Origin of the sequence: Kitasatospora sp. NPDC057738 (assembly GCF_042798815.1) — a bacterium.
GTDB lineage: Bacteria > Actinomycetota > Actinomycetes > Streptomycetales > Streptomycetaceae > Kitasatospora > Kitasatospora lactacystinica.
The window spans coordinates 1-12,799 of record NZ_JBHVJT010000116.1 but is presented as its reverse complement, the minus strand read 5'-3'; the positions used below and the strand labels follow the sequence as shown (position 1 = coordinate 12,799).

At 75.1% G+C, this 12,799-nt stretch carries 10 protein-coding genes and 1 pseudogene; 8 read left to right on the top strand and 3 right to left on the bottom strand.

The window, feature by feature from the left end:
• Positions 1-329: 329 nt before the first annotated feature.
• From ACFVGO_RS37425 to ACFVGO_RS37415, 3 genes are all read left to right on the top strand, one after another.
• Positions 330-917, top strand: a complete 588-nt coding sequence (locus ACFVGO_RS37425; RefSeq protein WP_380539347.1) for a 50S ribosomal protein L25/general stress protein Ctc — start codon at positions 330-332, stop codon at positions 915-917.
• A 189-nt stretch (positions 918-1,106) separates the two neighbouring features.
• Positions 1,107-1,685, top strand: coding sequence for an aminoacyl-tRNA hydrolase (pth, locus tag ACFVGO_RS37420; RefSeq protein WP_359910057.1), 579 nt, complete (start codon positions 1,107-1,109; stop codon positions 1,683-1,685).
• 187 nt (positions 1,686-1,872) lie between these two features.
• Positions 1,873-2,154: a hypothetical protein gene (locus tag ACFVGO_RS37415; RefSeq protein ID WP_359910054.1), complete on the top strand. Its 282-nt coding sequence runs from the start codon at positions 1,873-1,875 to the stop codon at positions 2,152-2,154.
• 196 nt (positions 2,155-2,350) lie between these two features.
• Here ACFVGO_RS37415 and ppc read toward each other — a convergent pair whose 3' ends face one another.
• Positions 2,351-5,149, bottom strand: a complete 2,799-nt coding sequence (ppc, locus tag ACFVGO_RS37410; protein WP_380358697.1) for a phosphoenolpyruvate carboxylase — start codon at positions 5,147-5,149, stop codon at positions 2,351-2,353.
• Positions 5,150-5,408: 259 nt separating this feature from the next.
• On the opposite strand from ppc, the gene ACFVGO_RS37405 reads away from it, so the two are divergent.
• Positions 5,409-6,674: a histidine kinase gene (locus tag ACFVGO_RS37405; RefSeq protein WP_359910048.1), complete on the top strand. Its 1,266-nt coding sequence runs from the start codon at positions 5,409-5,411 to the stop codon at positions 6,672-6,674.
• Positions 6,675-6,695: 21 nt separating this feature from the next.
• On the opposite strand, the gene ACFVGO_RS37400 is transcribed toward ACFVGO_RS37405, so the two are convergent.
• Both ACFVGO_RS37400 and ACFVGO_RS37395 read right to left on the bottom strand, forming a co-directional pair.
• Complete coding sequence (locus ACFVGO_RS37400) at positions 6,696-7,223, bottom strand: SUKH-3 domain-containing protein (protein WP_359910060.1); 528 nt, start codon at positions 7,221-7,223, stop codon at positions 6,696-6,698.
• A 60-nt stretch (positions 7,224-7,283) separates the two neighbouring features.
• A complete protein-coding gene (locus ACFVGO_RS37395) occupies positions 7,284-7,745 on the bottom strand; it encodes a YwqJ-related putative deaminase (RefSeq protein WP_359910045.1) in 462 nt (153 codons plus the stop codon).
• Between the two features lie 366 nt (positions 7,746-8,111).
• Here ACFVGO_RS37395 and ACFVGO_RS37390 point away from each other — a divergent pair, with 366 nt between their 5' ends.
• From ACFVGO_RS37390 to ACFVGO_RS37375, 4 genes and pseudogenes are all read left to right on the top strand, one after another.
• Complete coding sequence (locus tag ACFVGO_RS37390) at positions 8,112-9,275, top strand: Gfo/Idh/MocA family oxidoreductase (protein ID WP_359910042.1); 1,164 nt, start codon at positions 8,112-8,114, stop codon at positions 9,273-9,275.
• Positions 9,272-10,435, top strand: a complete 1,164-nt coding sequence (locus ACFVGO_RS37385; RefSeq protein ID WP_380636627.1) for a DegT/DnrJ/EryC1/StrS family aminotransferase — start codon at positions 9,272-9,274, stop codon at positions 10,433-10,435. Before ACFVGO_RS37390 ends, ACFVGO_RS37385 begins: the two co-directional genes overlap by 4 nt.
• Before the next feature lie 225 nt (positions 10,436-10,660).
• Positions 10,661-11,662 carry an SMI1/KNR4 family protein gene (locus ACFVGO_RS37380; protein ID WP_359910037.1) on the top strand — a complete coding sequence of 334 codons (1,002 nt, stop codon included), beginning with the start codon at positions 10,661-10,663 and terminating at the stop codon, positions 11,660-11,662.
• Between the two features lie 85 nt (positions 11,663-11,747).
• Positions 11,748-12,799, top strand: a pseudogene (locus tag ACFVGO_RS37375) (hypothetical protein); the annotation flags it as partial.

Genomic DNA, 12,799 nt, shown 5'->3' with positions numbered 1-12,799 from the left:
GGTGGTGGGGGGGGTTGTGGGGTTGGCCTGTGGGGGGGGAGGGAACGGGTGGGGGTGGGCGGATTTGGCTCTGGAGGCAAGCACCGTCCTCCGCCGCCGATTTCGCGGGAGGCCGCAGGTGCGGTTAGACTCGTGAAACTGCTCGGCGAGGGATGCCGTGCGCCCGTTCGACGGGTGCCCGATCCGTGATCGACGCGCTGCCGGTGCCGGATTCCCGTCCGCCCGGCAGGCCGTTGCCGCCGAGTGACCCCCGAACGTACTGAGGGTGTGGTCCCGGCGGTTTTTCGCGTTGCCTGCACCCCCGCGCCATTTCCACGAGGAGTGCAGTCGTGTCCGAGATCCGTATTGCCGCTGAGACCCGTTCCGAGTTCGGCAAGGGTGCCGCCCGTCGTGCCCGCCGCGCCGGCTTCGTCCCCGGTGTCGTCTACGGCCACGGCCACGCCCCGGTTCACCTGAACCTGCCCGGCCACGACCTGATGATGGCCCTGAAGACCCCGAACGCCCTGCTGGTCGTGCCGATCGAGGGCAAGGACGAGTACGTGCTGCCGAAGGCCGTCCAGCGCGAGGCCATCAAGCGCACCATCGAGCACGTCGACCTGCTGCTGGTCAAGCGCGGCGAGAAGGTCACCGTCGAGATCCCGGTCCACACCGAGGGCGAGCTGGCCCCGGGCGGCAACCTGGTGGAGCACGTCCTGCAGTCCCTGCCGATCGAGGCCGAGGCCACCCACCTGCCCGAGTCGGTCACCGTCTCCGTCGAGGGCCTGGAGGCCGGCGCCTCCATCCACGCCAAGGACATCGTCCTGCCGGCCAACGTCTCGCTGGCCGTCGAGGCCGACGCCGTCGTGCTGCAGGTCATCGCCGCCCAGGCCGCCCCGGTCGAGGACGAGGCCGCCGAGGCCGAGGGCACCGAGGCCTGAGCCTCCTGACGCCCAATTGCTGAGACCGCTGCCCCGGTCGCTCCCGCTGGAGCGACCGGGGCAGCGGTGCGTCCGGGATGATGACGTCGAGCGCGAAGTCGAGGAGAGAAGCGTGAGCGAGCGCAGCGAGCGAGCCATGGAGAGGTGCGCGGTCCGCGAAGCGGCCGCCGAGCGCAGCGAGGTGGGCGCATGAGCGAGGACTACGACGGCCCCTGGCTGGTGGTGGGGCTGGGCAACCCCGGGGAGCAGTACGCCCGGAACCGGCACAACATCGGCTTCATGGTGGTGGACCTGCTGGCGCAGCGGATGGGTGCCAGGTTCAAGGCGCACAAGAGCCGGGCGCAGGTGGCCGAGGGACGGCTGTCGGGCAAGCGGGTGGTGCTGGCCAAGCCGATGTCCTTCATGAACCTCTCCGGCGGGCCGGTGACGGCGCTGCGCGACTTCTACAAGGTGCCGGCCTCGGCGCTGATCGCGGTCCACGACGAGCTGGACATCGACTACGCGGCGCTGCGGCTGAAGCTGGGCGGCGGGGACAACGGCCACAACGGCCTGAAGTCGATCACCAAGTCGCTGGGCCCGGACTACCACCGGGTGCGCTGCGGGATCGGCCGTCCGCCGGGCCGGATGGAGGTCGCGGACTTCGTGCTGAAGGACTTCTCCTCGACCGAGCGCAAGGAGCTGGAGTGGTTCGTGGACCGTTCGGCGGACGCGGTGGAGGCGCTGCTGTCCGAGGGGCTGGAGCGGGCCCAGGGCACGTACAACTCCTGATCGCCGCTGACCGTCCGTCAGGACCGTGCGCGGGTACGCAACGGTCGTACAACGCTTGCCCGTCCACACCTGAATCGGTGTGAGAACCCCGTGCGGGATCGGATAGCGTCGGCCGGGTACGCGAACGAGTCCTGGGGAGTTCTCGATGCGGGGATTGCGTCCGGTCCGCCGAGTGCGGCGGAGCCGGGTGGTCGAGCTGAAGCGGCTCGGGCGGCGGGTCGGTACGGCCGGCGCGCTGGGGGCGGCCGGCGTCCTGCTGTCGAGCGGTGCGCTGGCGCACGCGGAGCCGGTGGCCGAGTCGGACCCGGCGGTCTCCCCGGAACCGGCGGCGGCGCAGTTCGGCCCGGTGCTCGGCGATTCGATGGGCCCCGACGCCGGGCTGCTGGCGGTCGGCGGCGGCCTGGTGGTGGCGGCCGGCGGCGCGGCGCTGTGGCTGAAGCGCAGGCGCGCGGGCGAGGTGGCGGAGTAGCACCCCCGCGCGGATCAGGACCCCCGCGCGGAGCAGGAGCCCTGCGCGGAGCGGGACCCCCGCGCGGAGCAGGACGCCTGCGCGGAGCGGGAGTTCCGCACTGAGCAGCACCCCCTCCGTGCGGAGCGGGAGCCTCACGGCGATGGGCCGGTGTCCCGGACGGGACACCGGCCCATCGGCCGTTCTCGGGCGGCCGTCAGCCGGTGTTGCGCAGGCCGGCGGCGATGCCGTTGACGGTCAGCAGCAGCGCGCGGGCGCGCAGCGGGTCGTCCTGGCGCCCGGCCGAGAGCTCCTCGCGCTGGCGGCGCAGCAGCGCGACCTGGAGGTAGGAGATCGGGTCGAGGTAGGCGTCGCGGACGGCGAAGGTCTGCTTCAGCACCGGGTTGTGCTCCAGCAGTTCGTTCTCGCCGGTGAGCCGCAGCACCTCGCGCAGGGTGAGCGCGTGCTCGGCCTTGATCTCGTCGAAGACGTGGCGCAGTTCGCCGGGCACCAGCTGCTCGACGTAGTGCTGGGCGATCCGCAGGTCGGTCTTGGCCAGTGTCATGGCGACGTTGGACAGGAAGTTGCGGAAGAAGTGCCACTCGCCGTACATCTCGTCCAGCACGCCGCCGAGGCCCGCCGCGCGGGCGGCCGCGAGGCCGGAGCCGACGCCGAACCAGCCGGGGACGATCTGCCGGGACTGGGTCCAGCCGAACACCCACGGGATGGCCCGCAGGCCGTCCAGGCCGGCGCCGGAGTCGGGGCGGCGGGACGGGCGGGAGCCCAGGTGCAGCGAGGCGAGCTGGTCGACCGGGGTGGCGGCGAAGAAGTACTTCGGCAGGTCCTCCTGCTCGACCAGGCCGCGGTAGGCGGTGTGGGCGGCCTCGGAGACCTGGTCCATCGCGGCGTCCCAGCGGGCCAGCGACTCGGGGGCCTGGCGCGGGGCGGTGTGCAGCGCGGAGGCGGAGAGCGTGGCGGAGATGGTCAGCTCCAGGTTCTCCCGGGCCAGCGAGGGGAGCAGGTACTTGTCGGAGATGACCTCGCCCTGCTCGGTGACCTTGATCTCGCCCTCCAGGGTGCCCCAGGGCTGGGCCAGGATGGCCTCGTGCGAGGGGCCGCCGCCGCGGCCGACGGTGCCGCCGCGGCCGTGGAACAGGCGCAGCCGGATGCCGTAGCGGTGGGCGACGTCGCGCAGGCGGCGCTGGGCGCGGTGGATCTCCCACTGGGAGGTGGTGATGCCGCCGAACTTGGAGGAGTCGGAGTAGCCGAGCATGACCTCCTGGACGTCGCCGCGCAGCGAGACGAGCAGGCGGTAGGACGGGTCGGAGAGCATCTCGTCGAGGATGCGGTCGGCCTGCTGGAGTTCGTCGGTGGTCTCCAGCAGCGGCACGATGCCGATCTTGGCGATGCCGGCGTGCAGGTCGATCAGACCGGCCTCGCGGGCCAGCACGGTGGCCGCGAAGACGTCGTCGGCACCCTGGCACATGGAGATGATGTAGCTCTCGACGATCTCGTCGCCGAAGCGCTCGAAGCCCTGGCGGATCGTGTTGAACACGCCGAGGGTCTTGGTGCCGGCCTCGTCCAGCGGGGCCGGGGTGGGGGCGAGCGGGCGGCGCGAGCGGAGCTCCTTGGCGAGCAGCTTCTGCCGGTACTCGCGGGGCATGTCGGCGTAGCGCCACGCCTCCTCGCCGAGCCGGTCGAAGAGCTGGCCGAGGGCGTGGTGGTGGGCCTCGGCGTGCTCGCGCACGTCCATGGTGGCGAGCTGCAGTCCGAAGGCCTCGACGGTGCGGATGGCGCGGGCGAGGCGGCCGTCGGCGATGAGCTCGCCGCGGTGGGCGCGCAGCGAGTCCTGGATCAGCCGCAGGTCGGCGATCAGCTCGCGGGTGCCGAGGTAGTCGCGGCCCTCGACGTGCGGGGTGCCGCCGGCCAGCCGCTCGCGGGTGTTCTCCAGCTTGAGCCGGATGCAGGTGGCCTTGAGGCGGTAGGGCTCCTCGGCGTTCATCCGCTTGTAGCGCGGGCTGAGTTCGGGGAGCAGGTGCAGATCGGTGTTGAGCGAGGCGAGCAGTTCGACCGAGGCGCCGGCCAGCCGCTCGGAGGTGGAGAGCGTGTTGCGCAGGTCGTCGATCGCGGAGAGCGCGTCCTTGATGCCGTACTCGTGCTGGAGGTTGAGGACGTCCCAGGTGACCTGCGGGGTGACGTTGGGGTTGCCGTCGCGGTCGCCGCCGATCCAGGTGCCGAAGGTGAGCGGCCGCACGCCGTCGGGCAGGCCCAGGCCGACCCGGGCGAGCTCCTCGTGCAGCTCCTCCAGGACCTCGGGGACGGCCTCGCGGTAGAGCTCGTCCAGGTAGTAGACGGCGTTGCGGGCCTCGTCGGTGGGCTCGGGGCGGGCGATGCGCAGCTCGTCGGTCTGCCAGAGCAGGTCGATGACCTCGGCCAGGCGGCGGTCGGCGGAGCGCTTGGCGCTGCTGGTGCGGGCCTGGTCGGCGGCGGCCAGGCCGGAGGTGACCTCGTCGCGGTGGATGCGGTCGAGGAGCTCGCCGATCCGGCGCAGCTTGTTGAGGACGCTGCGGCGGGCGGCCTCGGTGGGGTGCGCGGTGAAGACCGGGCGGACCGCGAGGTGGGCCAGGGTGTCCTGGAGGTGCTTGGGGTCGGCCTCGGCGAGCTGGTCGGCGGTCTGCGCGAGCAGCGAGCCCTCCCGGGCGCGGCGGGTGGCGAGCTCGCGGCCGCGGTGCACCTGCTCGGTGACGTTGGCGAGGTGGAAGTAGGTGGAGAACGCCCGGACCAGCTTGGCGGCGGTGTCCAGGTCGATGTCGGAGAGGAGTTCGGCGGTGGCCTCGCCGTCGGTGCGGCTCAGCAGGCGGACCTGTTCGACCAGGCCCAGCAGCTGGGGACCCTCCTGGCGGACCAGCGTCTCGCCCAGCAGGTCGCCGAGGCGTCGGATGTCCGCACGCAGGGCGGCATTGTCGGCGACGACGGGCGTGGGGCTGTCCGCCGGGGTGGGGACCGGAGCGGTCACGGCTGGCTCCCTCTGGTGGTGGGGTTCGGCAACGGCTCATCGTCACAGGTCCACACGGGTGTGGCGGGTGTGACGCGTGCGGACCGCGCTGTCCGACGCGACCAGCATAGGTGTCGGGGCGGGTGCTGTCCGCGAGGTGGCCGGATGGCGGACAGGGCTGCCGAAAACCACCTGTGGTCTGGACCACTTGACGGCTTCGGGGGGTGTGCCGGGAGATCCCGGTGGGGAGGGGAGGGGGTTGCCGCTTACGCTGTGGGGCATGAGCAAGTCGCCTGGGGAGCGCATGCCGGTCCGGTGGTTCTGGTGGTGGAAGCGGCCGCGCAGCGCCTTCCTGGACGTCGGGCTGGGGCTGCTCGCCGCGGTGGAGTGCGCGGCCAGCACGATCGCCTTCCTCTCCGCCCGGATACACGTCAGCACCGCGGGAGCGGTCGGCATAGCCGTGCTCGGCACGCTGGCCGGCGGCTCGCTGGTGGTGCGCCGGCGCTGGCCGGCCGTCCCGGTACTGGTGACGCTGCTGGTGATGCCCGGCATGCTGGGCGTGGTGCTGCTGGTGGTGGCGCTGTACACGCTGGCCTCGACCTGGGAGTGGCCCTCGCGCCGGCGCCGGGTGGTGGCGCTGTCCGGGCTGGCCTTCGCCGAGGCGGCCGCGGTGATGGCGGTGTCGCTGATGACGCCCGGCGACATGGTGGACCCGCCGCCGCTGTGGGGTCAGATCCTGCTGTCGCTGCTGGTGTCGGTCGGGCTGACCGTCGCCCCGGTGGTGACCGGACTGTACGTCGGCGCGCGGCGGCGGCTGATCGAGTCGCTCAAGGACCGCGCCCACGGCCTGGAGACCGAGCTGGACCTGCTGGCCGAGCAGGCGCAGGAGCGCGCCCGCCGGGCCCGGTTGGAGGAGCGCACCCGGATCGCCCGGGAGATGCACGACGTGGTGGCGCACCGGGTGTCCCTGATGGTGGTGCACGCAGGGGCGCTGGAGCGGATCGCCGGCAAGGACCCGGACAGGGCGGCGCAGAGCGCCAAGCTGATGGGCGAGGTGGGCCGGCAGGCGCTGAACGAACTGCGCGAGATCCTCGGGGTGCTGCGGATGGACGACGAACGGCAGCCGGAGCCGGACTCGCTGGCCGGGCTGCCGCGGCTGGTCGACCAGTCCCGCGCGGCCGGGATGGCGGTGACCCTGACGGTCAGCGGCAGCCGGCAGGAGTTCACCGGCGAGGCCGAGCAGACCGCCTACCGGGTCGTCCAGGAGGGCCTGACCAACGCGCACAAGCACGCGGGCGGGGCCCAGGTGTCCGTCCTGCTCTCGTACGCGCCGAACGGGGTGCGGGTGGCCGTGGTGAACGCCTGCCCGGGCGGGGAGCGGGGCGCGGCGAAGCTGCCCAGCGGCGGCAACGGGCTGGTTGGGATGCGGGAGCGGGTGATCGCGCTGGGCGGCACCTTCTCCTCCGGGCCGGAGGCGGACGGCGGGTTCCGGATCGAGGCGGTGCTGCCGTCCCGGCTGGCGGTGCGGGCCGAGCGGCTGCGCTGAGCCGTCCCCGGCCCCCGGCCGTCAGTACTCCTCGGCGGTGCGCAGCCGCTCGGGGGCGGTGCCCAGGACGAGGGTGGAGATCGCCTGGTCGATGCCGTGGCCGAGGAACCACTCGCCGGTGTGGTCCAGGCTGTAGACCCGGCCCTCCTCGTCGACGGCCAGCAGCGCCTGCCCGTACGCCTCCTCGCCGAGCGGGGCCAGCCGGGTGCCCAGCGCCCGGCCCAGGTCGAGCAGGGTGCGCGGCTGGTGCAGCCCGCACAGCGGGTCGATCAGGAACGGGGTGCGGGCCAGCTGGCGGCCCGGGCCGGACAGGTCGAAGGCGAGGCCGCCGAACTCGGCCCAGGCCTCCACCGCCGCCGGGAACACCGCGTGCCGTACGCCGGCGGGCGCGCCGTACCCGGCCAGGGCGTCGGCCCACTCCTCGGCCTGCCGGATCTCCCAGCGGCCGGGGTGCCAGCCGGCCGCCTTGAGCTCGGCGGCGACGTCGGCGGGGAAGCGCGGGCGGGTCCGGGTGCCGGCGGGGGAGAGGGTGGCCGGTGGGGACGGGATCGGCGGGTTCAGGACGGACTCCAGGGCTGGGGGACGGGGGACGTGCCGGCGCTCGGCCGGTCAGTGCGCGGGCGGCCCGACGGCGACGCTGCGTACGGTGAAGTGCTCCAGCATCGGAGCGCAGGAGCGGCAGGGTGGGGCGTGGCTGCCGTGCGCCGGGTCGTCCTCCTCGCGGATGCGCACGGTCGTCATCCGGGCGCCCTTGAGCGACTTCCGGGCCTCCTGCAGGGTCATCGGCTTGCGGGCGGCGCGCTTGGAGCGCCGGCCGTCGACCGCGGCCAGGTGCTGGGAGAGCAGGACGGCCTCCGGGCAGCGGCCGGTGAACCGCTCGCGGGCCTCCGCCGGCAGGGTGTCCAGGAAGTCGGCGACCAGGTGGTGCAGCACCGGGCGGCGCGGGTCCTTGTCGCCCGCCAGGGTGTGCACCTCGCCGCCCTTGAGCGACAGCGCGGCGGCGACGGCGGGCAGCAGGCTGTCGCGGTGGTGGCGCAGCACGGGCGGGCCCGCCGGCTCACCGGTGGTCATCCGTCGTCCTCCTCCTCGTAACCCGGCATCGGCCGGAGTGACCGGGCCGGTCCGGGGCAAGCCTGTCAAACGGTACTGACAACCGCACAACCGGGGTGCGGCGGCGTCCGGTGCCGCGGCCGGCCGGCCGGCGGTCGCCCGATGCCGGCCGAACGCGCACCCGCCCGTCACGACTTGTCCGCCGATCTACCGAAACGGCCCCCGGGCCCGGTGCCCGGCCGGTACCGTTCCGGCAGCGAGCCGAAGGGGACGCGGCCGACCGTGCGGACAGCCGCCGGCAGCCCGACTCCGGTGCCCGCGCCGGACGTTGAGGCCGCCGGGGAAGGCCTGTCGCCCGCCCCGGCGCTGAGCGAAGGGGCTCGTGCGATGACGTCGGAACCGCAGGACGAGCACTGGCAGACCGCCAACCAGGCACCCGGCGGACACGTGCCCGCACCGGACGAGCCGCCCCGGCCGGTGCCCGAACACCCGGTGGGGCTGGCCGTGGTCGGGGCCGGCTACTGGGGCCCGAAGCTGGTCCGCAACGCGCAGCACACCCCGGCGCTGCGGCTGCACTGGCTGTGCGACCTGGACGAGGCCAAGGCCCGGGCGGTGCTGGGGGAGTACAGCACCGTCGGGGTGACCGACAGCTACCGGCGGGTACTGGCGGACGGGCGGGTCGGCGCGGTCGCGGTGGCGACGCCGGCGGGCGCCCACTACGCGCTGGTGCGGGCGGCCCTGGAGGCCGGCAAGCACGTCCTGGTGGAGAAGCCGATCACCACCTCCGCCGCCGAGGCCGAGGAACTGGTCGACCTGGCCGAGCGGCGCGGGCTGGTGCTGATGTGCGACCACACCTTCTGCTACACCCCGGCGGTGCGGCGGATCCGCGAACTGGTCCACGGCGGGGACATCGGGGACGTCCAGTTCTTCGACTCGGTGCGGATCAACCTCGGCCTGGTGCAGCCGGACGTGGACGTGCTGTGGGACCTCGCCCCGCACGACCTGTCGATCCTGGACTTCGTGCTGCCGCCCGGGGTCGAGCCGGTCGGGGTGTCCGCCCAGGGCGCCGACCCGATCGGGGCCGGCCGCGCCTGCGTCGCCTACCTGACGGTCCGGCTCAGCAACGGCGCGCTGGCGCACTGCCACGTCAACTGGCTCTCCCCGACCAAGGTCCGCACCACGCTGATCGGCGGCTCGCGGCGCACCCTGGTCTGGGACGACCTCAACCCGCAGGCCCGGCTGGCCGTGCACGACCGCGGGGTCGACCTCACCCCGCCCGACCGGTTGACCGACGCGATCCGGCACCGGGCGCTGATCTCCTACCGGGTCGGCGAGATGGTCGCGCCCGCGCTGGTCGAGCAGGAGGCGCTGCGCAACGTGATGGCCGAGTTCGCGGCCGCCATCACCGAGGGCCGGGCCCCGCTCACCGACGGCCGGGCCGGGGTGCGGGTGCTGCAGCTGCTGGAGGCGGCCTCGCTCAGCCTCGAACTCGGCGGCGCCACCGTCCCGGTGGGCGCGGCGGCCCGGACCGGGGCGGAGGTCGCCCGGTGAGCGGGCCGGTGCGCCGGGGCGCGGCGCGGGATCCGGTGCGGGATCCGGTGCGGGAGGGCGTCCCGCTGGTCGATCTGGCGGCGGCGCACGCCGAGGTGGCGGACGAGGTGCGGGCCGGCTTCGACCGGGTGCTCGCCTCCGGAGCCTTCGTCAAGGGCCCCGAGGTGGCCGCCTTCGAGCATGAGTACGCGGCCTTCGCCGGTGTCCGGCACTGCGTGGGCGCCGCCAACGGCACCGACGCCCTCGAACTGGCCCTGCGCGCCCTGGGCCTGCCGCCCGGCAGCGGGGTGGTGCTGCCCGCCAACACCTTCGTCGCCACCGCCGAGGCCGTGCTGCGGGCCGGGCTGCGCCCGGTGCTGGTCGACGCCGACCCGGAGTACCTGCTGATGGACCCGGAGCGGGCCGCCGCCGCGCTGCCCGGCGCGGCCGCGCTGCTGCCCGTCCACCTCTTCGGCCAACTCGCCCCGATGGGGCCGCTGCTGGCGGCGGCCGACGGACGGCCGGTGGTGGAGGACGCGGCGCAGTCCCAGGGCGCCCGCCAGCACGGGCGGAGCCGGTACGGGCGGATCGCGGCCACCAGCTTCTACCCGGGCAAGAACCTCGGCGCCTACGGCGACGCCGGGGCGGTGCTCACCGACGACGACGCCCTGGCCGACGCCGTCCGGCTGATCGGCGACCACGGCGCCCGCGGCCGGTACCGGCACGAACGGTCCGGCTTCAACTCCCGGCTGGACGCGCTGCAGGCCGTCGTGCTGCGCGCCAAGCTGCGCCGGCTGCCCGCCTGGAACGCCGCCCGCCGGGCCGCCGCCGCCCGCTACGACGAGCTGCTGGGCGGGCTGGACGGGATCGCCCTGCCCCGCACCGCGCCCGGCAACGAGCACGTCCGGCACCTGTACCCGGTACGGATCGGCCCCGGCCGGGACCGCGACGCGGTGCTGGCCGAACTGCACGCGGCCGGGATCGGCGCCGGAGTGCACTACCCGGTGCCGGTCCACCGGCAACCCGCGTTCCATCACCTCGGGCACCGCGAAGGGACGTTCCCGGTCGCCGAGCGGGCCGCCCGCGAACTGCTCAGCCTGCCGCTGCACCCCCACCTCACCGAGGCCGGGCAGCTGCGGGTGGCCGAGGCGCTGGCGCGGGCGCTCGGCGTGCGGTTGTGACCTCGGGGACGCTCCCCGGCGCGGCTCCGGGCGGGGCCGGGCGGGGGCCGGGCAAGGCTTCGGGCGTGGTCCGGGCAGGGCTCCGGGCGAGGTCCCGGCCGTGCGCCGCCCCCGGGACCCGCCGTCGCTCCCCCGTCGTCCGCCTGACGGACGGGGGGTTGAAGGCAGGCCCTAGGCTGGTGCCCAGCAGGCACCGTATTTGCAGCAGCCAGTGGGGGCTCCCAGATGACGACAGGTCGGCCCGGCGTCGCCGCCGCACCGAACGCGGCGTACGCAGGTCAGGTGGTGCAGTTCCCGGACCCGGTCCGCGCGGAGCGGCACCCCGCCGGGGTCAGGGTGGACGAGTACGGCTTTCCGGACTTCGGCCCGTACGCCGCCGCCGCGGCCGAGGTGGCCGACCCGCCGGAGGGCTTCGGCGTGGACGAGCTGCGGCTGACCGACTACGTGTCGGCCAACGCCGCGCTCTACACCCAGGGCCACCCGCTCTGGGCCGACCTCTCGACCGCCGTCGCCACCCCGCCCGGCTGGACCTGGCACCACGCGGTCGGCCGGGCCGCCCCCGGCTGGCGGCGGATGGAGCTCGTGCCGGTCGAGGTCAAGGCGCTGCTGCGGCACCACGGCGGCCTGGCCACCTCCGCCGCCGACCACACCCGCCGCGGCACCCGCCCCCTGCAGGAGCGCCGGGCGGTGCACTTCTCGCTGGCCGGGGACGGCGGCGACCCGATCGGCGTCCCCGAGGACCTGGTGCAGCGCGCCGAGCAGCGCCTCGGCTACCGGCTGCCCGACGCCTACCGCACCTTCCTCAAGCTGGGCGGCGGCCGCACCCCGGTCGGCGTGGCGCTGGACACCGAGCTCGGACTGCTGCTCGACCAGCCCTTCCTGACGCTCACCGAGGAGTACGGCACCGCGGACGTCGTGTACGCCAACAAGTGCCTGCGCGACCACCTCACCAAGGACTACCTGGCCGTCGCCTACGCCCAGGGCGGCCTGGTCGCGCTCAAGGTGCGCGGCGAGCGGACCGGCTCGGTCTGGTTCCACCTGCACGACGACGCCCGCGACACCGGCGCCCCGGAGGCCCCGGAGGACCGCTGCGCCCGGCTGCTGCTGCCCTGCGGCGAGGACTTCGACGCCTTCCTGCTGAGGCTGGCGGGCAGCCCGCCGGAGCTGGAGACGGTCGCGGCGCTGATGGTGGACGGCGGGTTCGCCCGAGCCGTCCCGGTGGGCTGAGGCGCGTGGTCGCGGTGGTCTCGGTGGTCGCGGTGGTGTCGGTGGAACGGGGGACGAAGAGGATGCGGACAGGGGTGAACCGGGCGTGGTGACGTACGCGCAGGCGCAGGAGCTCGCCGAGGAGTGGATCAACGGCGGGGTGCCGCGCTCGCAGCAGCGCGAGGTGCGGGTCCGGGAGTTCGACCTGGGCTTCGTCTGCTGGGCGGTGGCGCCCGCGGGCCCGGCCGAGGGCACGGGCGGTGCGGGCGGCGGCACGGGGGAGGCACGGCTGGTGATCGCCCGGGACTCGGGCGCCAGCACGCTGTGGCCCGCGCTGCCCGTCAACGAGGTGGTCCGGCAGTACGAGGAGGTCTACGGGCGGCCGGTGGCGGCCAACCCGGCCGGGGCGGCGAAGCCCGCGCCCGGACCGGTGGAGGCCACCTCCTTCCTGCTCAGCCCGCCGCAGTGGCTCCAGGAGGCGGGGGCGGCGGCGCTCGCGGCGGAGGCGGAGCGGCTCGGGACGGCCCCGGCCGGGCCGCAGGGTGCCGAGGCCCCGGTCGCGGCCGCCGCTGCCGCTGCCACGCCCGTCGAGGAACTGCCCGTTCCGGCGCCGCAGCCCGTTCCGGCGCCGCAGCCCGTTCCCGCGCCGCTGCCCGCCCCGGCCGTGCTGACCGAGCCGCCGGTCTCCGGCCGGCCCGCCGGGGACGCGCCCACCATGCTCGCGCCGCCGCCCGGGCACGAGGAGCCGGTCGTCGCTCCGCAGCCCTCGCCGCAGCCGCAGGCCGTCGCGCCGGTGCCGCCGCCCGTGGCTCCGGTCGCGCCCGGTGTGCCTGGTGTTCCCGGTGTGCCGGGCCCGTCGGACGGGGCCGACGCCGCCACCGTCCTGATGCCCGAAGGGCTGCGGATCACCGGCTCGGACCTGCCCGAGCCCGCCGCGCCGGCGGGGGCCGAGGCCGCGACCATGCTGATGCCGCCGACGAGCGGCGGCCACGGCATGCCCCCGGTCCCGCCGTTCGCCGAGCCGCCGGTTGCCCCGCCCGCTCCGGCTGCCCCGGCCGCCCCGCCCGCTCCGGCTGCCCCGGCCGCCCCGCCGGCCCCGGCACCCGCCCCGGCCGCCGAGCCGGCGCCGACCCTGCTCGCCTCGCCGGACGCCATGCC